Below are 23,898 nucleotides of genomic sequence, written 5' to 3'. Positions count from 1 at the left end.
AAAGCCTAGGGGTAGTTGCGTTCAAGCGAATGATTTGATCAACAACGCCTTTCTAGACTGTTACTAATGCAGTCTCCGAGTATGACGGAAAATAATCCTCTGCATTGAGAGCTGTGGAGCACTGCGTTATCCGACTTCGACAGACTCCGGCATACCTTCAGGCAGATGCCTTGAATGCCAATTGCTGTGCAAGCCACTCTCTACAAAAGAGAAGGCCACAAGGACTTATTCTCACCTTCCTTAAACGCTTACATTCAAAAGGTCTCTATCTACTAATAAGCACTTGCTGCAAAAATTAAAAGTATCAGGAATTTAGAAACCGATGTAATTGGGGAAAGGCACGATAAGGTTCACCAAATCTAAATAGGTCAGATTGATCTATTTAGATTTGGTTGACCGTTATTTTTTACCAGAAAAATTTACATCATCAACTTAGCGGCTATCGCGCTTTTGCTGCAACGCTTCGGCGCCCGTTGCCACCATTCGCAGTTGAGTCACCAGTCGGTCGGCCAGAATCTTGCGATCGGCCCGTTTCATATCCAGGGCGGCGGCGCCGGCATTGAACACCAGAGTCACCAATGCTTCGGCCTGTGCCCTGGCCAACTCAGGGCTGCGGCCGGCGGTGTCCTCGGTGTAGTGCGCCAGTTCCGAGATAAAGTGTTCAATCTCCCGCGCCACAGCGGCACGAAAGGCGGCCGAGGTGCCTGAGCGTTCATGCAGCAGGATCCTGAATACGTTGGGGTTGGATTCCAGTACTTCCATAAAGGTGTCGACCGAGATGCGGATAACACTGCCGCCGGCCTCGGCGCGCTGACGTCCCTTACGCATCATCTGTCTCAGCGTCAGGCCACCTTCATCGACCATGGTCAGCCCTAGCTCATTCATATCCTTGAAATGACGGTAGAAAGAGGTTGGCGCTATATTGGCTTCCCTGGCCACTTCTCTAAGACTCAGGCTGGAAAAGCTACGCTCGGCACTCAGTTGATTGAATGCTGCATCCACCAAGGCGCGGCGGGTTTTCTCTTTCTGCTGTGCTCTGATACCCATCTTTATTCCATTCACTGGATCTGTTGCGCAAATAATACAGGCTTTACTCAATAATCACATCCTCGGCTGGTGTCACTGTGATTGTGCTCCAATAGCAACTTAGCATACACTTGTTAGCTTAAAGCGTTTTGGAAGTCATCATAATGAAAAAACCTCCCCTCATCTGGACCAACCTGATCCTCTTCCTGCTGACGTTTGCCGGTGCCTGTATTCTGGTGCCTTGGCGAGGCATCAGTCATGGTTTTGAGCTCAGCGAGTGGCTCACCTTCGTACTGTTGGCCTTCGCCAGTGGTTTGTCTATCACCGCCGGTTACCACAGGCTGTGGTCACATAAGGCTTATAAGTCTCACCCTGCCGTGCGTTTCCTGTTTGCCCTGGGCGGTGCGCTGGCTTTGCAGAACAGTGCCTTACATTGGGCTTCGGATCATCGTATCCATCACAAGCATGTGGATGACAATGACAAGGATCCCTATTCAGCGAACATGGGTTTCTGGTATAGCCATATTGGTTGGATGCTCAGGGAATATCAGGCACAGCGTTATCACGACTATAACAACGTCAGAGACCTGCAAAACGATACCATAGTCATGTGGCAGCATAAGCATTATCTGCTGCTGGCACTATTGATGAATGTGGGCCTCCCCGCTCTGCTTGGTTGGTTGAACGGCGATATCCTGTCGATGTTGCTGCTGGCCGGTCTGCTGCGCCTGGTAGTAGTGCATCACTGCACCTTTTTTATCAACTCGTTGGCGCATATCTGGGGCAAACAACCCTATACAGATCGCAACAGTGCCCGAGACAACGGCGTGCTGGCACTGTTTACTTATGGTGAGGGTTACCATAACTTCCACCATATCTTTGAAAACGATTACCGCAATGGTATCCATTGGTGGCATTACGACCCTACCAAGTGGCTGATCCGTTTCCTGTCCTGGTTTGGCCTGACCAAAGATCTGCGCAAGAGCCCCCAGGAGCGCATCGAAGCCGCCAAACTGCAGATGCAACTCAAGCGCGCCCAGCATAAGGTGGCCCATCTGCCCAATTGCGAGGAAATCCTGGAAAAGCTGCAGGCAGAATACGAGGAATTGAAGAGCCACTTGCTGGCCTACTTTGAAGCCAAGAAGGCGCTGCTTGAAGCACGCAAGCAGCAATTGGCCGATAAGCATCTGCTGTCTCAGGTGACGGAAATGCGCTTACGTTTTCGCGCCCAACGAAAACAATGGCGCCAACTGCAAGCCAGCATAGCCTAAAACCTTGTCGTAGCCACCCAAGGCCTGGCGATCGGCTTAACAGAATTTACCTGAGTTGTGAAACGGTCGGCTTGTACTGCGGCCGTTTCTGTTTATGATCAGGGGTTATTTCAATCACTCAGGGACCCGGCTATGTCAGATCAGTCAGTCAAACTCACGGAGTACAGCCACGGCGCAGGTTGCGGTTGCAAGATTTCTCCCAAAGTCCTCAGCACCATTTTGGCCTCTCAATTGCCGGACTTTAAAGATCCCCGCCTGTTGGTCGGCAACCAGAGCCGGGATGATGCGGCCGTGTATCAGTTGGATGATCACACGGGCATTATCAGCACCACAGACTTCTTTATGCCGATAGTCGATGACCCTTTCACTTTCGGCCGTATCGCAGCCACCAATGCCATCAGCGATATCTATGCCATGGGCGGCAAGCCTATTATGGCGATTGCTATTCTGGGCTGGCCGGTGAACAAGCTGTCACCCGAGATTGCCCAGCAGGTAGTGGATGGCGGACGCCAAGCCTGCATGGATGCCGGGATCATGTTGGCCGGAGGCCATAGCATAGATGCACCCGAGCCTATTTTCGGCCTGGCAGTAACCGGCACAGTGGCACTGGAGCACCTCAAGCAGAACGATACCGCCAAGGCGGGTGACAAGCTCTATCTCACCAAACCTCTGGGAATTGGCATACTGACTACGGCACAAAAGCAGAAGAAGCTGGCACCGCAGGACGTCAATATCGCCCCCGAAGCCATGTGCCAACTCAATAAAATAGGTGCCGAAGTCGCCAAGATAAGCGCGGTTCACGCCATGACAGATGTGACGGGCTTTGGTCTGGCGGGCCACCTGCTGGAAATGTGTCAGGGCTCCAACCTCAAGGCCAGCATAGATACCGCCAAACTGCCACTGCTGGAAAAAGCCTCCGAGTATCTGGCTGTGGGCTGTATCCCGGGCGGCACCCACAGAAACTTTGACAGCTACGGTGAGCACCTCCCCGAAGTTTCCGAGCAACAAAAGGCCTTACTGTGCGATCCGCAAACCAGCGGCGGCTTACTTATCGCTGTCGGCGCCGAGGGTGAGGTAGAACTGCAGCAACTGCTGACCGGTCAAGGGCTGGAGCTACACTGTATAGGTGCGCTCGACTGCCGCGACGACAGTCAGCAGTGGGTGGAACTTATATGAGTCGACAGATAATCGCGCCTGCAGAATACCGGGAGATCTTCCTATCCGATCGTCCCCTGGTCGATCTGCGGGCGCCGGTTGAGTTTGCCAAGGGTGCCTTTCCTGCCAGCATCAACCTGCCGTTGATGAACGACAGCGAAAGGCAGAAGGTAGGCACCTGTTATAAAGAACATGGGCAAGCTGCCGCCATAGAGCTCGGCCATTCTCTGGTCAAAGGCAAGATCAAGGCCGCGCGTATTCAAGCCTGGCTGGATTTCTTCAGCGCCCACCCAGATGCCAACCTCTACTGTTTTCGGGGGGGCCTACGCTCTCAACTGACCCAGCAATGGATCCGTGAGGCCGGTCTTGAAGTGCCCTATATTCAGGGCGGCTACAAGGCGATGCGCCAATACCTTATCGATACCATAGATAACACCCCGCAGCAGCAACAGCTGTTGATCCTCAGCGGCATTACCGGCTCAGGCAAGACAGAGTTTATTCTCAGCCGCAGCGAGTCTGTGGATCTGGAAGGGACAGCCAATCACAGAGGATCGAGCTTTGGTAAAAATGTTACTCCGCAGCCCAGTCAGATCAATTTTGAAAACAGCTTGGCTCGGGAGCTGTTGAGGCATCAAGAGAGGCAAGAGTCCTGCCTGCTGCTGGAAGATGAAAGCTTCCTGATAGGACGCCGCGCCATACCAAAAGTCTTTTTCAGTGCCATGCAGCAGGCGCAGGTTTTGGTGTTGGAAGAGCCACTGGAGGCCAGGCTCCCCCGCCTTCTGGATGAGTATGTGCACAAGATGCAGCGAGGTTTTGAACAGCATTACGGCGCAGAAGAAGGCATGACGGCGTTCGGTGCCTATCTGCGTCAGAGTGTCGAGGGCATACGCAAGCGTATGGGGCACCAACAAACTGAGCAACTGCTGGAGCTGGTCGACTCAAGCTTGCAGACACAGCAGCAACGCAACACTACAGAACAACACCTGGAGTGGATCTCACTGCTGCTGGAGAAGTATTACGACCCCATGTATCAGTACCAGCTGGAGAAAAAGGCCGAGCGGATCATCTTCCGCGGTGACCGTCAGGCCATTCATCAGTGGCTGGATGAGAGGCGATCAAACCGCCAGCAATGAGTGTAACGACGGGCCATCAAGCTTAATTGGCTCTTCGGCAAACAAAATGAGCCCGGCTGCGACCGGGCTCTTTCGTTGACATGACCTTAGCTATCAGATTTAGCCAGCAGATCGGCTACCCGCTGCTGCAACGAGTGACGGCTCTCTTCTGCGCCGGGTACCTGAGCTGCGATATTGACCTTAAGCCTGGACCAGAAACGTCTTGGCCGGGTCGTCAGGGCATGGCCATCTTTGTGGCTGAAATAAGATCCCCACAAACCTTTGAGCGCCATTGGCACCACAGGCACAGGATCCTTTGCCAGTATCTGTTCGATACCGGGCCGGAACTGATGCAATTCACCGTCGGGAGACAACCTACCCTCAGGGAAAATACACACTAACTCTTCATTGGTCAGCGCCTGGTGAATGCGCTCAAAGGCCCGGGTATAGGTATCAATGCACTTTTTCGGTGAGCAGATAGGGATCACCCCGGCGTGGCGGAACAGATACTTGAGCAAGGGCATTTCACTTATGCTCTTATCCATCACAAAGCGCACCGGGCGAGTGGATGCTCCCAGCAGCACCAAGGCATCGACGTAACTGACATGGTTACACACCAGCACGGCAGCCCCCTGCTTGGGGATGTTTTCCCGGCCTTCCACCTTGAGACGATACAACAAATGGCTCAGCAGATAACTGATAAACCTCAGCGTAAACTCAGGCACCTGGCTATAGACATACAACGCTACCACGGCGTTGAATACCGCCAGCAGAGTAAATAACTGAGGAATCGACAGGCCCACCAGCTCCAGCAATATTATCGACAATATCGCCGAGCACACCATAAACAGAGCATTGATGATATTGTTGGCGGCTATGGCTTGGGCACATTCACCCGGGGCCGAGCGCGACTGAATAAAGGCATACAGAGGCACAATAAACAGGCCGCCACTGACCCCCACCATAAACAGTGCCAACATCAGCCTGAAGTGTTCACTGCGGCCGACAAACTCACTTATGTCGTAGAGATATCCCGCCGGCAGTTGGCTGTAGTCAGGAATGGCCCACAGCAGATCCAGGCCAAAGAAGGTTAACCCGGCGACCCCGAAAGGCAGCAGCCCCAGCTCTACATGACCAAAGGAGAAGCGCTCACAAACAAAGGAGCCGACCGCAATACCTATGGAAAACAGCGCCAGCAGCAGTGACACCACAGTGGCGTCCGAATGCAGCGAGCCTCTGGCAAAATTGGGGAACTGGGTCAGGTAGGTGGCACCCAAAAACCAGAACCAACTGATCGCCAGAATCGCCATCCAGATTGACGGCGTTTGCCGTACCCGCTTGATACTGGCCAAAGTACCGGACAAGGGTGCAAAGCGTACCTTGTCTATCGGCAGCGGCGCCGGCAATGATGGAATCGCCCGGCTGGAGAGGAAACCGGCCAAGGCCAGCACACATACGGTTATTGCGGCCCACATCAGGCCGTTATCACTGGTTACCAACAGCCCGGCACTCAGGGTGCCTATCAAAATAGACAGAAAGGTGCCCATTTCCACCCAGGCGTTACCGGTGACCAACTCATCTTCTCTAAGCGCCTGCGGCAAGAGCGAGTATTTTACCGGGCCAAAGTAGGCCGATTGGGTGCCAGTGAGAAACAGCAGCAGCAACATCAACATATAGCTTTGCGCCATAATCGCCGCGGCGGCGCAGGACATGATGATAAGCTCCAGCAGCTTTAATCTGCGGATCATCAGCGCCTTGTCCATATTGTCGGCCACCATGCCCGCATGGGCAGAAAACAGAAAGAAAGGCAGAATGAAAATCCCCGCCGCCAGATTGACAAACAGATCCACACTCATCGGCAGGTTCTCGACCTGGCTGTAGGTCACCAGCAGCAGCAACACATTTTTGTAGATGTTGTCGTTAAGCGCCCCCAGACACTGAGTGGCGAAATAGGGTAAAAATCGTTTGCTCAGGAACATACGCCATCCTCCTGTTGCATTGCTGTCCACCACAAGTGCACCTGAAATGTCAGTAACTGCAACCAAGAAGCCTGACTGAAGAGCTTATCGTCCAGCGCCAGGCCGGTCAGCCCATGGATACTGCTCCAGAAGCTGCGACTGGCGAGCGCCAGCTTGGATGAGGGCAAGTTTGGCAACAAGTCACCGAGTTGCAGCTCGAGCAAGCCTATCAGCTCGGCAATCAGCTGTTGTTGCGATTCCGGCAGAGGTTCTTCCGGCCCCAGATGTAAGGCAAACACCAAACGAAATGCCTGGGGTTGGCTATGGGCAAACTCGGCATAAGCCTTGGCCAGTGCCAACAGCTTCAGCTCGCCGGTTGCGAATTTTTGTTCACACACCAGCTGTATTTGCTCAAGCAGACGCTCCAAAACCCTGGCGGATACGCTCAGGAGCAGATAGTTGTAGCTACCAAAGAGGTTGATTAGGGTACTGGGGGCATAGCCCACTTGGGAGGCGATCCGCCTAAGACTCAGGCTGGTATATTCCTCCTGCGTCAACAACTGCTCGACGACATCCAGTGCCATGAGGCGGATCTCTTGATGACTGTGTTCCTTGCGTCTTGCCATAGTGTCCATTCCTGAAAAGAGATGGCAGCAGACTAACAGCCTTTAAAATAAAAAACAATGTTCACAATGTGACATTTTTTAATCAGAATTACGAAAGGCAATTGATATCTTCTAAGGTAATCACTACCTAAAAGTACACCAAATAATATGACTTCAGCTTACTGCCTCTAGTTCTAATAGGGTCAAAACGACAATAGGCCAGAAGCACTGCTTCTGGCCTATTTTACCTGTGATATGCATCCACTTGTTTAACGCATGGTATGAATCTACCAACACAGGTGGTTTCAGCAATAAATCTGGAAAGGTTTGTGTGATAAGGCTTACTAGCCTTTTCCAGAAAAATAGTAATTTTTAGCTATTTTTCCTAAATCTTGAGTTTTGATGTTATCAGTTTCCAGAAAATTAGTCACTTCTTTAAGGTGTGCTTCCAATGGAAGGAGAGGCTGATGTCTTTCAGCATCAAACTCGTTTTGCCCCATTCCGCTTTATCTATGTGACTGGCAACCAACTCTGTAAACCGCCAGTTGACCAAATTTTTGTAATGCTACAGAGTAACTAAACAGACGGTCTTATGATTCGTCCCAAACCACCTGCTAATGCAGGTGTTAGCCCTTATACTAAAATAGGAAATTTATGTGAATAGTAATAATCGAGACTACCGAATTTTAACTCCTGTAGAAAAGGAAGAATGGGAGCAATTAAAGTCAAAAGAGCTTATTAACACTAATAGCACTGTAGAAATAAGAAAAAGTTTATTTCATGATTACCCTCAAGCTGTCAGGCATCACCTTAGCCTATTCCCAAACCAGTACCTTGATACGATGGAACTGAAAGATACTCAGAAGTTTAATTTGTGTTTAAAAGAGTTTACAGAATTACTAAATAAGCCGAATATTAGAGAACGAGATATCTTAAACTATATTAACGGCAAACCTGCATTGTTCATTATAGGTTCTTTGCTTAAAAAATATTATAACTTTGGTCATCATGCTGCTCATATATTCTGTGAATTTCCTTTAGGTACATCATACAAAGCTGATTATTTACTTGTTGGAAAAAATTCAGATGGTTGGCACTTTGTATTTGTTGAGTTAGAGTCGCCATATGGTAGCGTTATTACCTCAAAAGGTGGATTAGGGAATGTTTTTAGAAAGGGACAAGCTCAGGTAGAAAATTGGGATCTTTGGCTTGAAAAAAACTTTAGTTCTCTTCAAGAATTTTTCAAAAACATAAAAAGTCGGACGAGTCTCTACCTGAGGAATTTTGCTCTTTCGATAAGTCTAGGATTAACTATGTTGTAATTGCCGGTAGGCGTAATGATTTTCAAGATATAACCTATAGAATTCAGCGAAAAAGTGTCAGGAATAATCAGATACATCTTATCCACTATGACAACGTTATTGATGCTATTAACTTACTTGGTAAAAGCTGTACGTATTAAATTCAGGGTTTCCCAATATCGACTAAATTATAGTAACCCTACAAAGTGCATTTATGACTTAGACTTAACAATTTGGAGTTCAATGAATGAATAAAAGAAACTCAACATTTTGCGTTGGTCAGCCAACTTGGACTAATGCTTGTGTGGGAAACAACGGCTCACCAAGTTACGTTGAGTATGCCGTAGGTTTTTCAAAAGCAGCAAATCTTATTATTGATCAAGTTCTTAAATCTAGAAATTTACATTTAAGTGTTGATGAGATGGTCTATCCAGTATGCTTTAACATGAGACACTCAGTTGAGTTAAGACTAAAGGGAGCTATTGAAGCTCTTAAAGTCATTGCTGAATGTAAAGGAAAACAGCTAAGTTTTGACTTTGTTGGTTCTCATAATATCGGAAATATTTGGTCATTCTTCAAAAATGAATCAGAGATTATTGATGAACGCTTTAAAGGAATAAATGACAGAATTGAACCAACGATCCTTGATCTTGCTGATGTGGATGCAACAGGGCAAACATTTAGGTATCCAATTAATACAGAAAGTCAAAAACATTTAACTGATATATCAATCATCAACTTCATAGTATTAAAAGAAAAATTTGGTAGCCTAGAAGAAGAACTAGATAAATTGCTCCACCTAACAAATTTCCTTATTGAAGAATATTCTTTAGGGTCGTTTACCAACAAACTTTCAAGATGTCAGCTATTTATTTTGGCAGACGAATTACCACCAATATCATCATGGATATGTGATGAGTTCGTAGAAATAAAAAATTCTATCCGAGAAAAATTTTCGTTATCTAGTAACGATCTTAGCAAAGCAATAGACATGATAAAGTCAAACTACGAACTTTCATTCAAAATTAAAAAGCTACTACCACTAAAAGGCGTTGACGAATATATATTGATTTGGTTTCTAGACTTTTGGATGCAGATTAACCCAGAAATTCTTAGTAGACAGTATAATGTTGAATTATTTGAGCTGAACAGTAGTGATATTTTAGTGGGCAGTAGTGGTTTTTTAGAGTCATTAACGCGTGATTCTAAAATTAAAGGTAAGTTTAAGAAAAACCTAAATGGTTATTTAACTGCTGAAAGTTTAGCCGGTTTGAAAGCTTTATTCTATTTTGCTCACGATAAAATGTTTTCCGAAACATATGTTAGTATTTATAAGCGAGAACTCGAAGAATCAAAGAGTAACATAGAGGATGGCGTTGGCGCGGTATGGGATAGTTTAATGCACCTAGCTGATAAAACAAATTTTTTTGACAATTTAGTTATTAGTTTATATTTCCTAAACTATAGTGATTTAGCGGAGGAACTAATGCAGATTTATGGGACTGCTAAGGCTTTCCCATGGATTGAAAAGGCTAGAAGTCGGGAACTGTATCGTCTTCCAAATATAGCTGGATACGCTTGAAAATATAACAAGAGAACCAAGATTTTTCAGGTTCAATATCTTAGGTTTAGTGTGGCACTGCTCAATATTTGACACGGAACTATCACATAGAAATTTGTATCCGAAATTCATCTGATACAGCAGATGTTTTAACACGTTTCTGTCCAAAAACGAGTTTGGTGCGGATCAGTGGTAGCCCACTTTGGAAGAACATTCAGTGGGCTAGATAGGTGTTACTTGATTGGTACTACTTGGCTTCTTTTTATCTTAGCGATTTCCTCTCGAAGCTCTGCATTCTCATATTCAAGGTCATCAATACGAGCCAGTGCTTGAACAAGCTTATCGTTTAGGTGGTGTTGTGCAGCCGCAAACAGAGCTAATTTTTCTCGCTCCGTCTCATACTTGGTCTTGAAATTTTCCTTGATGCGCTTTTGTTCTTTGAGTTTGATGCGCACAGTTTGGATCTCTGGTTGGACTATTTCGCCTTTCCCAGCCGCAATTTCAGTTTTGGTCTGTTTAATCTTTTCGACAAAATCAGGGTAGTAATAACCGCTACCATTACCTAAATTTGCTTCTTCCTCGACAGCTCTTACACTAAGTTTACGGTGAGCGGGAATACGTTTAGGCTTACCCTGTTTAATGCGATCTAGAGCCGCTTCTAATGCCAATAGTGTGTTTTCGCTCTTGTTCATAAGTTAGCTACCTTCAAATCAGGTTCAAAAGGAACAAAGGGCATATCAAAGTCAGCCATGACCTTCTCTGCGGCTCTTACTTGAGTGACATAGTGGCTATGTTCACTTACCGAAATTTCTTCGCCAGATTCCATGTAAGCAACTAGACTACGGTGCTTTTTCTGCCACCACTTAGCCTGTTGCTCGTCAATGATGCTACTGGAAGAGCCGCAATCTACGCAGAACTGTGGTGCCACAACACCGTCCATATCGCAGTTGTAGCCATTTTTACAATAGCTGTGCAAAGAGCCGTGCAGTGTTAACTTACCGTCCTTAACCGCCCTATAGATGACCTCCCAAGAGCTATAGATACTCGGTATTTCGCCGCGCATTTTCATGATTGCTTTACCGTGAGTTCCCGCGAGCTTTTCGTGCGAATGCCACTGCTTAAAAATTTTGTTCGCCGTTGATTCTGCATTGATGTCATTGAGCAGGGTTTTTATCTTTTCGTCTACCATTAAGTCCCGAAAGCTCGCCAGCTTTCCGCCATTGCTGTACCACTCAGTCATGGCTAAATACAGGTGTTTAAACTGCTGCTTCAGTGCGACTAAGGTGCCAAAACGATTCTTAATACAATAAAACGCCAGTGTGCGCCTGAACTGGTGTGAGGTTAAAGGCCAAGGCTGGCCAATAGTCACCGATGCTTTTATTTTGTCCAATGAGCGCGGATTTGAATCAAGGCATTCCTGATAATCATCCTCGTTGACCACCATGTCTAATTGCTTGCAAAAACGTTGCAAGCGGGCATTCCAGTTAGCAATCAACACCGGTGGCTTTGAGCGAGCGGTGTGATTTATCCAGAGTGACCCCGTGTACTTAGGATCAGGATAAACGACTTCTGAGCGCCAGCGCTCGGTGAGAACGGACATCAGTTCAATAGCGTTTTTGGAAGATACGGCGGTGACCCAGGTTTCGCGTTTTTCACCCAGTTTAAAGGTGTGCGATTGCAGCATGTGGTAGTCACGTCCTTCAAAGGTGTCCTTGTAATAACTGTCAGGAGTGAGCTTGTCTAGTTCGGAGTATCGCATGCCACTGAATCCTCCACACACAATATAGCTACTGGTAATCAGTTGCCCAAGGTAGCGTTTGAAATCAGCTCCGTTGTTTAACGTAACATTTGGCAGTTTTTCGGCTAATGGTGCAATGATATCAAGAACGGAGTGGGGCTTATTCTCTTGAAGTGCCGATGCATATTTATGGTTATCAATACCGCCATCAGTTTTCAAAAACGTGAACATGGCTCCTTGGGCAACCTTTTTATCGAGGGTGCGTTTACTTTCAAGGTAATTATCTTGTAGAGCATTTTCGGTTTGGACAATTAACGTCCTAAATGGAAGGGCTTCTTCGATAAGAGCAATCGCTTTACCGTAAATCGCATCACATAAGCGATCAGGGATCACCAGCGTTTGTTGCTGTTGTCGGTCACAGAGTTTTTTTGCCTCAACTGATGCCTTAATCGGCGCAGTAAAGCCTAGCGCTAATTGATGCCATGATGCGAACTCAATAGCTTTGTTGATAGCAATAAAACACTGTTCGATGGAGCTCAATGAGTATTCATTATCGACAAGATACGCGGTAAACGCCTGCCACAGACTCGGTGCTGATAGTGCTGCCAGAGAGGTGAAATTGTTAAAAGCAAGGAAACGGTAGGCGATTTTTAGTTTTGCTACACGGGTACGAACGCTAGGGAAACTGGCGGCTTTTCGTTGTTTTGGACTTTTATTAAACAGCCAACCAAAGGTGAGCAGTTTTAGCTCCCGTTGTAGCGTTGACACCTGTTCAAACTCTGTGAATCGGATGTTGTTGTTTGCTTTTTTTCGTGAGAACGGAAAGCAATCCCAATCGCTATCGCTAAAGGTGGCCGTGACCGCACCCGCTGTGTCTTTACAGATGATGACAGCATCCAGTTCGTCAAAACGTTGCTCTTGATACAGCCTGGACACATCAGTATCGTGGATTTTGTGCTGTGCTGGAAAGTTGGCTTCATACAGGTGGTCGGTTTGCATTATTTCACCTCCATATCGGCACGAGGGATGAGGTTGAGGATGGAATCGGCTTCGCCCCAAGCAGGATGCAGGCCATCGTCATCCAGACGTGTCTCGGCTTGTTTGAGTACCTTGGCATGGAGGTTGGGTAGTATTTTCTGGTCGATGAAGGAAATAATCGCTTCGAAATTGTTGCGGTAATGAACGGCATCCAGATGCAGACACAGCGATTCTTCGATACATGCTTTGAACGAGAGCAGGCACCAGATATCTGCCACCGACTGAACAATCACCTGTTCGGGGCAACCAAAGCAAGCTAACAAATCGGCGCAGGCTAATCGCTCCCCCTCTTTGGCTAATCCGTGGCGTCGGGCTTGTTTGGTGTATTTCTCTGACTTTTCACCAAACGGATTGCTACAGCTTGACCCGCTTGATGTTCGGCTGAGGTTGGGCAGTTTGATGCTGTTTTCTTGTTCAATAACCAGAACATCAATTGCCAGGTTTTGCCTCGCTTGCGGGGTGGTCACCCTTCTTTTGACCTGCTCTTCTCTTATCGCCATGGCATCTTGTAGCATGCCATTATTGGTTGTTTTATTGCCTTCACTGTAATGCTTCTTGCGGGTGTTGGGCGTATTGTTCAGCATGATGTCGTTCGCCATGTCGCCCTGATGGAACGCGGTTAACTGGGCACCGGTTTCGCGAAAGCGGCTTATCACCGGACGCAATCGACGACCCGTTTGGTCAATAAATAAAAAGTGTTTTTCCATCCAGTCTGCAAAGGCACGGAGTGTAGAAGGCTTGATTGGCTGTACCTTATTGGCAACGACCGTTTGCAGCAGGGTGGCATGCTCACCCGTATCAATCAGCATAGATACTTCACGTAACTTATCGAAAAAGTCCAAGGCGTATTTGGGAATATCCAACTCATGGCCACACATTTCCACCTGAATCGTTTTAAATGCGCGGCGCTTAAAGGCAGGCATGGTGTACCATACCTCGCCCAAGGTGGTTGAAGCATTGTCAGGGTGGCGGAGTTGCAACAAGTTTCCGGTATTGCTATGGGTGTAATAGGCTAGCAGGAACGTCCCTGCGCACATCATCTTGCTTACACCACCACAAAAGAGGTATTGCTGACCCTGCCAGTGAAAGGTCATGGTGGGCACGTTTTTGTAGGCATCAAAATGCTTTTCTGGGCATGTAATTAATTGCTTGTGCGTCTGCTTAAAGATTTGCCGTAAAAACGGAAGGAGCTGGTTTAAATCGCTACGGGTGTAAGCTTCGTAGGGTTCTGTATCGCTGGAACCTCTGACCACCACGTTATCAAAGTAGTGATACGGCAAGTCAAGGTATTTGATAACCAGGATGCTCATTTCTCCGCGTATCCGCGCGTAGGTCGAGCTTTTCATCAAACCCAACATTACTCGGTCATTATGGTGAGACATATAGCCTTCAACAGAGCATTGGGTGAATGCGTTGACACTCTGCTTATCACACCACCTGAGATACAAGGATGCGGTAGAAAAGACTTGGTACAAGGAGTGATGACTGCCGCCTTCTTCAATCGCTTTATCGAAACTCTTTTTTAACTGAAGAATAGCGCCCTCTCGGTCAGCATCTTCAAAATGTCCGCCCTGTTGCAATGACTGCGTAGAGGGAAAGTGCTTGACAAGAAAACGGTTAAAGTCCGCTTTTTGAATGCTATGTATGTCTAATTGGATACACAACTCTGGCTGCCAACCGCTGAGATATTCCACTTTACTCATTTTCACCTCCTTGTTCGTTATGTAATGCGCTGTGCATGATGTTATCGAGGATGCCAAACTTGACCTTGAAAGCCTTTTTCCGTCTAAGAAAGCGCAAATACTTCCAGGTGGTCGATTCATTTTTATGTCCCATCCACGTCATCAACAGTTCCATACACTCAAGATCAAGGAGTCCGGCTTCGAGTAGGTCGCTGAGGCGGTAAGTGCCATAGGTCGAGCGAAAATCGTGGAAACGGTGGGTGAAGGTGGGGTGTGACTTTTTAATTACGCTGCGTAACTCTGACCACCTTGCTTCGATGGACTTTGCGGTTACCGGATTACCTTGTTCACTGACAAACAGAGGTTCGTGGCGCTCACAACGCTCCAGCGCATCAACGGCTTCCCGTTTCAGAACCGATGCCACTTCAAATAAATTATCCAGTTTATTATTTAGCTTTGTCACACGCTGTAAGCGCCGTTCATAGGTGCGGTAATCATCTAACTGAGCTAATAGTTCGGTTGATATTTCAATGGTTCTTTGCTTGGCATATTTGGTTTGAACACCATTCAATTGCGGTGAAATCGTCAGTTCATAGCGGTGCTCACTTTCAGCAAGTCGTATGGCAGTCTTTAATGCATCAAGGGTGAGTGTGGCGACTTCGTTGATCCGCATTCCGGTATCAATAGAAAGCAGCACCTGAAGGCGTAGTTCAATGGATGCTTGAGGCAGATACGAGGTCAATATGCCCAGCGAATCGTTACTCAGGGGTGTGAGCGGCCTTATGTTCTTGCTGCTACTGTCTCTCGGCACTTTAATTCGAAGATCACTGGTCTGCACGGTGAATGTTGGAGATACGTGGGCCAACATCCCTGTGCTTTGCACAGAAACATACTCCATCTTAAACGGCGCTTCTTTTTCGCTTTTGACTATCAGGTAGCCCTCATACATCAACCACTTATAGTAGCTAACGATTTGGTTCATCCGAACGCTGGCGGTTGAGTGAGCTAGTTCCCCGCTATTGATCTGCTTGAGCAGATGTGAGCGAAAGAGGTAGGTTGGCTTTAAGCGTTTAACAGGTGGGAAGTGATCCCAACGGAGGTTGTTATCTTCTAAAAACTGATAAAAGGCTTGGAGAGCTTGGGCGCAAGGCGATAAGTCTTTGGCTTGCTTAATGGCTTTCTGATAGAAGAAGTAGCTATTGGCTTCGTGATTAAAGGCTCCTTCTTTGGTAAACAACGTGGGTAAAGAACCAATATTGTCTTTAAGTGGAGAGCAATGGAACAAGCCATCACTATTCGCTATTAACTCCGTTTCTTTAAAAACATCATCTGAATGTATAAGAACTGACATAAATCCCTCTCAATACCCACTGGCTATACATACAGCATGGCCAGTGGGTGATTATTTTCCAGAGTTATTTATGTGTGTAAGATGCTTTTCCTACACTAACCTGTCATTGTAACAAACTCTTCTGCGCCTGTTGGATGGATAGCAACTACGGCATCGAAGTCAGCCTTGGTGGCGCCCATCTTGATGGCAACGCCAAAGCCTTGAAGGATTTCATCCATGCCAAAGCCGATACCGTGGATCCCGACAACTTTTTCATCGGCGCCGGCACAAACCAGCTTCATCTTACAGGCTTGACGGTGCGCAGTAACCGCTGTGTACATGGAGGTAAAGGATGAAGTGTAGACTTTCACCTGATCCTCACCGAAACGTTCTTTGGCCTCAGGCTCTGTCAGCCCCATGGTGCCAATTGGCGGGTGGCTGAAGACCACAGTCGGGATGCAGTCATAGTCCATCTTGGCATCCGGCAAGGCGCCAAAGAGACGCTCTGACAGCAAGCGACCCGCCTTGACGGCAACCGGTGTCAGCTCTACTCCGCCAGCCATGATGTCACCGACACAGTAAACCCCTTTGGCGCCGGTGTTTTGCTGGGCATCTGTTATCACATATCCCTTGGGATCCAACTGCACATCGGTATTTTCAAGGCCGATATTACCTGTGGCCGGTGCCCGACCTATGGCCCAGATCAGGCAGTCCACTGTGTACTCTTCAGCGTTTTCCAGCACCAGAGTCAGGCTGCCATCGGCATTTTTACGCACTTCCTTGGGAATGCTCTGGGTATGCAGCGAAGGCCCTTCGCTGGCCATGGACTCCATCAGTGTTTCATAAAGCATGGGGTCGAAGTTACGCAGCGGCGCATGTTTGCGTACAAACAGATGGGTTTCACTGCCCAGGGCATGCAATACACCGGCAATTTCCACCGCGATATAACCGGCACCCACTACGGCTACCCGCTTGGGCTGTTCACGCAGGGCAAAGAAACCGTCCGAGTCTATGCCATATTCAGCCCCGGGAATGTCGGGAATGCTGGGCGCGCCGCCGGTAGCGATCAAAATATGCTCGGCACTGTAGTGTTCGCCGTCAACCTCAATGGTGTGGTTATCAACAAAGCGGCCATAGCCGTTAACCACAGTCACCTTGTTGTTGGCCAGACCGCGTTCGTAAGAGCCATGGATCCGTTCGATATAGGCTTCACGACTGGCCACCAAAGTGTTCCAGTCAAACTGGTTGACGCTGACATCAAAACCGTAATCTTTGGCATAGAGATGCATGGCTTCGGCCACTTGGGCGCCATACCACATGACCTTCTTGGGCACACAGCCGACGTTGACGCAGGTACCACCCAGGTGTTTGGCTTCAATCAGCAAGACCTTGGCGCCACGCATAGCGGCTCTGTTGGCTGACGCAATACCACCGCTGCCCGCACCCAGGCAGATATAGTCAAAATGTTGTGCCATGTTTATCTCCGTAGATTGATACTGACTCACTCGCCCAACAGGGCGACCTCCCGTCTGGCGGGATACTTGTGAGCCATTGTAGGGGGATTCAGATCAAGTGACCAGACCAGAGTCTGCCGGTAAAAATTTCAGTGGTACAGGCTGCAGCGGGAATAATCCTGGGTCTCTGGCCCTGAGCCTGAGCACTTGAGGCAACGAAACTGCTGTTGATGCTCGCCAAGTTCAGCCTGCAAATATCTGGCAGTGTGGGAATCTTTCTGCCTGAGGCGCCGCTCCAGCTCTGTCATTCGCTTATCCAACCAGCGACAACTGGGATCATCGGCGACTTGGCGGCGAGGCTTGGATGGCTTCTTTTTTCGGGATTTGGTTGGTTTACTGTCGCGCGAGGCCTTGGGCAGGGGCGCAGACTCATATTCAAGTGCGGCTTCAAACTGCTGTGGAATGGCAATAGGATTGCCCTCGCTGTCGAGCACCCACCCCAGAGGGAGTGAGCCTGGATCTTTGTCCGGGTCGCTGAGTTGCTTATCTATTGAGGGCTCTGAACCCGACACTGGATTCAGGTCTGGATTCAGGTCTGAGCTTGATTCGGCCTGGGATTCAACCAATGGGGCGACTCCCAACCAAAGGAGCAGGCAGCAAAGCCCGCCGATTCTGTAGGTTAACATTCCCTGTCCCTCCGCATCGATCCGTCGACGCTGTTTGTCTTCACATCAGAGTCTAGAAGCTGCGGTGAATGTTAGCCAATTTAAAACTGCCACTCTAGATGCAAGCCGGCATAAGACTGAGCCAGATCGCCATGCCAATCCTCCTCTTGCGCCTGCTGCTTGATATCGTCCTGCGCTATGCTGTGGCTCAAATGCAAGGAAGCCACCAAAGAAGGGGTTAATGAGTAGCATGCCTCTACACCAAACTGCAGATGATTGGGGCCATCATGAGTCTGGCTGGCATAGCCAAAGTCGAATCCCTGGGTCACATAAGGGGTCAGAGTCAATTGCTCGTTCACTTGCCAGTGGCTGTGCAGGCTCAACTCAACAAAATAACCAGAGGCTTCAGTAGCATGGGTATAGTTAATCGATGGCGTCAGCCAGCTCAGCCCCTGATAGGCGAGATAGGCGTACACCTCATTGTCATGGCCGCGCTCATCACCGTAAAACTCCAGTCGCTGCATGCCGACACCGGCTTCCACTGATTCGAGTGGGTTGAAACAGTATTCCACCCCGGCATTGAGCTCGGCGTAGTTCACACTGTCGGCTCGGCCAAACAACACGAAGGCCCCCAGGCCATCACGGCTATGGTGAATGCCACTCCAGGCAATCCCGCCCGCAGACAAGTTGTCACGCCCCTCGGAAATATAGCGGCTGTCCCACCCCAGCATGAGTTGGGTTTCAGTGGCCTCATCGGCCAATAATGGATTGCAGCACAGGAGTGTCAGCAACAAGAGCGGATAGCGCATAAAACGTACCAAACTTACAAAGTAAAGTTTATTTTATTCCACCACCCTATTATGTAAATGATAACGAATCGTGTTTTAGATCCAGTTATCATTTATGATTTTTTTGTGCATTGACGGTAGGCTCTCTTCCTCGGCAGCAGTGACTCGTGACTCACGGGTATTTCACTGCCGAGTTTGGCGGCTATGTTTCACTGCTATGTTTCACTGCTATGTTTCACTGCTGTGTTTCACATCTGTGCCACTGCTATGGCACCAATCGCTTTTATCACCTTGATAAATCACAGCGGAACCCTTATCTATTAGCCACGCCCCTGAATATTCGCCGCCATGGCGGCAAGACCAGGCACCCAATGCAGGCCCTATGGCCCATGCCCAAAGAGAGGACAGACAATGACCAATCCGCTGCTGACAGCACAGGAGCTGCCACCCTTTTCCAGTATCAAGGCCGAGCATATTCAACCGGCGGTCGAACAGGCCATAGCCAAATGCCGCGATAAAATAGAAGCCGTGCTGGCCGCAGGAGGCCCCTTCACTTGGGAGAACCTGGTGGCCCCCCTGGAGCAGGTGGACGATGAGCTGAGTCAGATCTGGTCGCCGATTTCCCATATGAATTCAGTACTCAGCAATGAAGAATGGCGCGCCGCCCACGATGCCTGCCTGCCACTACTGTCTGAGTACAGCACCTTTGTCGGCCAACATCTGGGCCTGTATCAGGCCTATAAAGAGCTCAAGGCCTCGGCGGAATTTGCCCAGCTCAGCCAGGCACAACAGACTGTGATAGAACATAGCCTGAGAGACTTCGAACTGTCGGGAATAGGCCTCAATGATGAACAAAAAGCCCGCTATGGAGAGATTGTAAAGCGTCTGTCTGAACTCAGCAGCACCTATTCCAACCAACTGCTGGATGCCACACATGCCTGGAGCAAGCTGGTTACCGATGAAGCCGAATTGGCCGGTCTGCCAGAGTCTGCCATTGCCGCCGCCAAGGCGATGGCAGAGGCCAAAGAGCAGCAAGGTTGGCTGTTCACCCTGGATTTTCCATCCTATCTGCCGGTCATGACCTACAGCGACAACCGCAGTCTGCGTGAAGAGTGCTACCGCGCCTTTGTTACCCGCGCTTCGGATCAAGGCCCCAATGCCGGTGAGTTCGACAATGGCCCGCTGATGGACGAGATCCTGAGCCTGCGCCATGAGTTGGCACAGTTACTGGGCTTTGATACCTATGCCGATAAGTCCCTGGCCACCAAGATGGCGCAATCGCCCGAGCAGGTTATCGCCTTCCTCAATGAGCTGGCGCTGCGCTCCAAGTCTCAGGCCAAGGCCGAGCTGGCCGAACTCAAGGAGTTTGCCAAGGAGCATTATGGTGTAACCGAGTTGGCGGCCTGGGATCTGGGTTACTACGGCGAAAAGCTCAAGCAACACAAGTATGAGATATCTCAGGAAGAGCTACGTCCCTTCTTCCCCGAAGACAAGGTGCTCAGCGGCCTGTTCTACACCATCAAGCGCTTGTTCGGTATGGATGTCAAAGAGCAGCAGGATTTCGACAAGTGGCATAAAGATGTGCGCTTTTTCCATATCCTGGATGCCGAGGGCGAACACAGAGGCAGCTTCTATCTGGACCTCTATGCCCGTGAAAGCAAGCGGGGCGGCGCCTGGATGAATGATTGCCGAACCCGGCGGATGACGGCCACAGGCCTGCAAAAGCCGGTAGCCTACCTCACCTGTAACTTCAATCGCCCTGTGGGTGACAAGCCGGCGCTGTTTACCCATGACGAAGTCACTACCCTGTTCCACGAATTTGGTCATGGTATTCACCATATGCTGACCCGCATCGATGTCGGTGGGGTTTCCGGTATCAACGGCGTACCTTGGGATGCCGTGGAGCTGCCAAGCCAGTTTATGGAGAACTGGTGCTGGGCCGAAGAGGCGCTGGCGGAGATCTCCGGCCATTATCAGACCGGGGAGCCGCTGCCCAAGGCGATGCTGGACAAGATGCTGGCCGCCAAGAACTTCCAGTCCGGCATGATGATGCTGCGGCAACTGGAGTTCTCTCTGTTCGACTTCCGCCTGCATCAGGAGTTTGATCCGGCCAAGGGCGCCCATATTCAGCAGATGTTGGATGAGGTTCGACGCCAGGTGGCAGTGGTCACACCGCCTGAATTCAACCGCTTCCAGAATGGCTTCGCCCATATCTTTGCCGGAGGTTATGCCGCCGGCTACTACAGCTACAAGTGGGCCGAAGTGTTGTCTGCCGATGCCTTCTCCCGCTTCGAGGAGGAAGGTATTTTCAACGAGAGCACAGGACGCGACTTCCTGCATAACATACTTGAGATGGGCGGCAGTGAAGAGCCTATGGTGCTATTTACCCGCTTCCGTGGCCGCGAGCCCAGCATAGACGCACTGCTGCGTCACTCGGGGATCCAAGCCTGAGACTGAAGCAATTGATTAGGCGCCTTAGGGCGCCTTTTTTGTGAGCCAGTTCTCGCTTGCCGTCTGGTATGACCTTTGGTAGCCTTTAATGCCTCTCAACTCTTGGACCCTTTGATGAACCTCTACTTTCGCCTGTTTTGGCTGCTGCTCTGGAGAGTGCGCCGGGCAAACGATATCGGTTTTCTCGGCACCAGCCGCATCCGTTATCGGGCTTTACCGAGTGACTGTGACATCAACCTGCACCTGACCAACTCCCGCTACCCGGCATTTATGGATCTGGCCCGCACCTATATGATGGCCGAAATGGGCTTGCTGAAGCGCTTTCTAAAACTGAAATGGATGCCGATAGTCAATGCCGCCGAATTCACTTATGTAAGGGATATCAGGCCATTACAGCAGTTTGAAATTGCCTCTCGCGTGGTTGGCTGGGATGAAAAGTATTTCTACATAGAGCAACGTTTCCTGTCGGACAGAGGCCTGCATGCCATAGTGCATGTCAGAGGTTTGTTCGTCTGCAAACGCAAACCTGTACCCACGGAAAACCTGTTGACGGAAGCCGGGTTCGATGAGACCACGCCCGAGTTACCGGCGGAGATCATCAAGTGGAAGTCATTCCTGGATCTCAAAAAGGCCCGCAACAGCTGAATTCTTGTTCAAGGGATGGGTCTGAGCCCGCTGCTGGCCTCTTCCTGAGCCAGAGTCACTTCATCCTGCACCAACATCCAGGAACCTCGCAATTGCGCCTGCAGCCAGTAGCGCCCCAAATGCTGGTAATCCAGTAAGTTGAAACTGCGCTGCAGATAACCAAGACAAGGAATTAAGGCACAATCGGCCAAAGTGAACCCATCTCCGCACAGCCAATGATGCTCAACCAGGCGCAAGTCCAGCGCCCGCAGGCAAAGTCTGAGACGGTTTTCAATTTGACGCTGCACCAGAGGAAGTTGCTGTTCTTCCGGTAAGCTATATTGCTGTTCCAACTGATAGAGGCTGTTGTTAAGGTCGTTGTCGGCAATTCTGTCATAGAGACGCACTTGCAGATTGAGCTCGGGCTCCTTGGGCAACAACCGGGTGCCGGCGGCCATTTTATTGTCCAGATACTCTATGATAATGCTGGATTCAGGCAACAGGCTGCCGTCCTGACACACCAAGAGTGGCAGCTTACCGGATGGATAGAAATGCAGATAATGTTGGCGCTCCAATGGATCCTGCAGATCCGTTACCCGGGGAAAGAAGTTTGCCTGCTTCTCATAAAGTGCCAGCAGCACCTTTTGCGAATAACGCGACAATGGATGGTAGTAAAGCTCCATAGACAGGGATCCCCATGGTTACCAACTTTAACTTTAGTTGCTGGCTACCGCTTAGGGAAGGCGTGAACAGTTACCATGAGTGCCGCGAGCAGTTATCCGTCCTCTGTTTAGCCCTACTTCTGCTTGAGAAAGTCCCACATGTAGAGATGTGATGAGCACCTTTTCAGTCGGTAAACTTGCTAGCTGATTTCAAAGTCTCCACTTTGTTCTTAATCGCCACTTATGACATCAAACGTCTGTTGGGGCTGAACGTTCACTGAAAAAGCCCCGCTTGATCAGTCTTGAAACCAAGCCTCAAGTATTACTGTTAATCCGCTGCCATCTTTACCCCGATTGGTATTACACTGGTGCGGCAGCAACTGAGCCAATCAAAAGGGAAAAGCACATGATCAAGCCGGAAGATTTTGCCACCATCTATGCCAGAGCCTGTAAGCGTAAAGGTGGCGCCGAGCAACTGGAGAGCCTGTTACCCAAAGTCTGTTCCACAGAAGAATTGCTGGAATATACAGATGCCGAGTTGCTTTCAGCACTCAGCAAACAGGTATTTCAGAGTGGTTTTGTCTGGAAGGTAGTGGAACACAAATGGCCGGCCTATGAAGAGGCCTTCTTTGGCTTTGAACCCATGAAAGTGTTGATGCTCTCCCCTGAGCAGCTGCAAGCCAGAGCTGAGGACAGTCGCCTTATTCGCCACCAGAAAAAGACCCAGGCCATTTATGACAACGCGCTCATGGTGCAGGATATTGCCAGAGAACACGGCAGCCTGGCCCGTTACATCGCCCTCTGGCCAGTGGAGGAGATCACCTCACTGTGGCAAGAGCTCAAACGCCGTGGGGCACGCCTGGGTGGCAATACCGGCCCCTATTTTCTGCGTGGTATAGGTAAAGACAGCTTCCTATTGACCGCTGATGTTCAAAACTATCTCAAGAGCCACAAACTGGTAGATGCAGGCTTCAGCTCAAAGAGCGGCCTGGCCCAGGTACAAGCTGTATTCAATCATTGGCAGCAGAGCAGCGGCAGGAGCATGGCCGCCATCAGCCGCATCCTGGCTTGTAGCACAGGGGATAATCGTATCTGAGGCCTGAGATAAATTTGACTTAAATACAAACAAAATAGTTGCAATCGAAAATGAGAACCATTATCATCTGTTTTGCGTTCCAAAACTCATCCTTAACTGAGAGTCAGTTAACCGCTAGTCGACTGAGATTTGCTTGAAGTTATGGTGTTCCTGAGTTTGCAAAGCACGACATTGCTCACACACTCTTTTAGGCCGGGTTAACTACCCGGCCCTTTTTTTTGGTTCATCGCAGATTAGCGTGGACTGGAAATGAAAACGGTTGGAGAGTTATTGTTTAGTCGCCAAACCAAAACAATAACCAACCCCAACCGTTCTCAATGTCGAATATTACTTTTCCCATTGCGCTCTGGGAAGGCTTTGAAGCCGTCCATACCGAGCAAA

The 23,898-nt window shown here is 49.1% G+C and carries 20 protein-coding genes; 8 read left to right on the top strand and 12 right to left on the bottom strand.

Features of this window, described 5'->3' with window-relative positions:
* Positions 1 to 432 precede the first annotated feature (432 nt).
* Entirely contained in the window at positions 433 to 1,047 is a 615-nt protein-coding gene (gene fabR / locus RC73_RS18210) for an HTH-type transcriptional repressor FabR (protein ID WP_025010659.1), read from the bottom strand.
* A 143-nt stretch (positions 1,048 to 1,190) separates the two neighbouring features.
* Between fabR and RC73_RS18205 the strand changes: the two genes are divergently transcribed.
* From RC73_RS18205 to mnmH, 3 genes are all read left to right on the top strand, one after another.
* Positions 1,191 to 2,297 (top strand): acyl-CoA desaturase, encoded by a 1,107-nt coding sequence (locus RC73_RS18205; RefSeq protein WP_039035978.1) that lies wholly within the window; start codon positions 1,191 to 1,193, stop codon positions 2,295 to 2,297.
* Between the two features lie 132 nt (positions 2,298 to 2,429).
* Positions 2,430 to 3,473 (top strand): selenide, water dikinase SelD, encoded by a 1,044-nt coding sequence (selD, locus tag RC73_RS18200; protein ID WP_039035977.1) that lies wholly within the window; start codon positions 2,430 to 2,432, stop codon positions 3,471 to 3,473.
* Positions 3,470 to 4,585: a tRNA 2-selenouridine(34) synthase MnmH gene (mnmH, locus tag RC73_RS18195; RefSeq protein WP_039035976.1), complete on the top strand. Its 1,116-nt coding sequence runs from the start codon at positions 3,470 to 3,472 to the stop codon at positions 4,583 to 4,585. Before selD ends, mnmH begins: the two co-directional genes overlap by 4 nt.
* Positions 4,586 to 4,671: 86 nt before the next feature.
* Here the strand turns inward: mnmH and RC73_RS18190 are convergent, their stop codons facing one another.
* From RC73_RS18190 to RC73_RS20830, 3 genes are all read right to left on the bottom strand, one after another.
* A complete protein-coding gene (locus RC73_RS18190; protein WP_039035975.1) occupies positions 4,672 to 6,543 on the bottom strand; it encodes an MFS transporter in 1,872 nt (623 codons plus the stop codon).
* Positions 6,534 to 7,148, bottom strand: a complete 615-nt coding sequence (locus RC73_RS18185; RefSeq protein ID WP_039035974.1) for a TetR/AcrR family transcriptional regulator — start codon at positions 7,146 to 7,148, stop codon at positions 6,534 to 6,536. Before RC73_RS18185 ends, RC73_RS18190 begins: the two co-directional genes overlap by 10 nt.
* Before the next feature lie 323 nt (positions 7,149 to 7,471).
* Positions 7,472 to 7,627, bottom strand: a complete 156-nt coding sequence (locus RC73_RS20830) for a hypothetical protein (RefSeq protein ID WP_160289589.1) — start codon at positions 7,625 to 7,627, stop codon at positions 7,472 to 7,474.
* A gap of 156 nt (positions 7,628 to 7,783) precedes the next feature.
* Here RC73_RS20830 and RC73_RS18180 point away from each other — a divergent pair, with 156 nt between their 5' ends.
* Both RC73_RS18180 and RC73_RS18175 read left to right on the top strand, forming a co-directional pair.
* Positions 7,784 to 8,449 (top strand): Shedu anti-phage system protein SduA domain-containing protein, encoded by a 666-nt coding sequence (locus RC73_RS18180; RefSeq protein WP_052248281.1) that lies wholly within the window; start codon positions 7,784 to 7,786, stop codon positions 8,447 to 8,449.
* Positions 8,450 to 8,675: 226 nt separating this feature from the next.
* Complete coding sequence (locus RC73_RS18175) at positions 8,676 to 10,010, top strand: hypothetical protein (protein WP_039035973.1); 1,335 nt, start codon at positions 8,676 to 8,678, stop codon at positions 10,008 to 10,010.
* A 212-nt stretch (positions 10,011 to 10,222) separates the two neighbouring features.
* On the opposite strand, the gene RC73_RS18170 is transcribed toward RC73_RS18175, so the two are convergent.
* The 7 genes from RC73_RS18170 to RC73_RS18140 all read right to left on the bottom strand — a co-directional run bounded on the left by RC73_RS18170 (position 10,223) and on the right by RC73_RS18140 (position 18,705).
* Complete coding sequence (locus RC73_RS18170; protein WP_039035972.1) at positions 10,223 to 10,681, bottom strand: hypothetical protein; 459 nt, start codon at positions 10,679 to 10,681, stop codon at positions 10,223 to 10,225.
* Positions 10,678 to 12,726: a hypothetical protein gene (locus RC73_RS18165; RefSeq protein WP_039035971.1), complete on the bottom strand. Its 2,049-nt coding sequence runs from the start codon at positions 12,724 to 12,726 to the stop codon at positions 10,678 to 10,680. Before RC73_RS18165 ends, RC73_RS18170 begins: the two co-directional genes overlap by 4 nt.
* The gene (locus RC73_RS18160; RefSeq protein WP_039035970.1) at positions 12,726 to 14,468 is read right to left on the bottom strand and encodes a hypothetical protein; all 1,743 of its coding nucleotides are present in this window, start codon (positions 14,466 to 14,468) and stop codon (positions 12,726 to 12,728) included. The genes RC73_RS18165 and RC73_RS18160 overlap by 1 nt, the downstream gene beginning before the upstream one ends.
* Positions 14,461 to 15,798 carry a tyrosine-type recombinase/integrase gene (locus tag RC73_RS18155; protein WP_039035969.1) on the bottom strand — a complete coding sequence of 446 codons (1,338 nt, stop codon included), beginning with the start codon at positions 15,796 to 15,798 and terminating at the stop codon, positions 14,461 to 14,463. Before RC73_RS18155 ends, RC73_RS18160 begins: the two co-directional genes overlap by 8 nt.
* Positions 15,799 to 15,893: 95 nt before the next feature.
* Positions 15,894 to 17,252, bottom strand: a complete 1,359-nt coding sequence (gene gorA / locus RC73_RS18150; protein WP_039035968.1) for a glutathione-disulfide reductase — start codon at positions 17,250 to 17,252, stop codon at positions 15,894 to 15,896.
* Positions 17,253 to 17,380: 128 nt separating this feature from the next.
* Positions 17,381 to 17,917 (bottom strand): hypothetical protein, encoded by a 537-nt coding sequence (locus RC73_RS18145; RefSeq protein WP_052248280.1) that lies wholly within the window; start codon positions 17,915 to 17,917, stop codon positions 17,381 to 17,383.
* Between the two features lie 80 nt (positions 17,918 to 17,997).
* Entirely contained in the window at positions 17,998 to 18,705 is a 708-nt protein-coding gene (locus RC73_RS18140; protein WP_039035967.1) for a hypothetical protein, read from the bottom strand.
* Positions 18,706 to 19,095: 390 nt separating this feature from the next.
* On the opposite strand from RC73_RS18140, the gene prlC reads away from it, so the two are divergent.
* Both prlC and RC73_RS18130 read left to right on the top strand, forming a co-directional pair.
* Positions 19,096 to 21,135 (top strand): oligopeptidase A, encoded by a 2,040-nt coding sequence (prlC, locus tag RC73_RS18135; RefSeq protein WP_039035966.1) that lies wholly within the window; start codon positions 19,096 to 19,098, stop codon positions 21,133 to 21,135.
* 114 nt (positions 21,136 to 21,249) lie between these two features.
* On the top strand, positions 21,250 to 21,780 hold the full coding sequence (locus tag RC73_RS18130; RefSeq protein ID WP_025009092.1) for a thioesterase family protein: 531 nt from the start codon (positions 21,250 to 21,252) through the stop codon (positions 21,778 to 21,780).
* 8 nt (positions 21,781 to 21,788) lie between these two features.
* Here RC73_RS18130 and RC73_RS18125 read toward each other — a convergent pair whose 3' ends face one another.
* Positions 21,789 to 22,442: a glutathione S-transferase family protein gene (locus RC73_RS18125; RefSeq protein WP_039035965.1), complete on the bottom strand. Its 654-nt coding sequence runs from the start codon at positions 22,440 to 22,442 to the stop codon at positions 21,789 to 21,791.
* A gap of 385 nt (positions 22,443 to 22,827) precedes the next feature.
* Between RC73_RS18125 and RC73_RS18120 the strand changes: the two genes are divergently transcribed.
* Positions 22,828 to 23,517: a DNA-3-methyladenine glycosylase I gene (locus RC73_RS18120; protein ID WP_039035964.1), complete on the top strand. Its 690-nt coding sequence runs from the start codon at positions 22,828 to 22,830 to the stop codon at positions 23,515 to 23,517.
* Positions 23,518 to 23,898: the final 381 nt, after the last annotated feature.

Source organism: Shewanella sp. ECSMB14102 (assembly GCF_000813075.1).
Lineage (GTDB): Bacteria > Pseudomonadota > Gammaproteobacteria > Enterobacterales > Shewanellaceae > Shewanella > Shewanella indica.
Note: the sequence above shows the minus strand (reverse complement) of the source record. Positions and strands in the feature narration are given on the sequence as shown.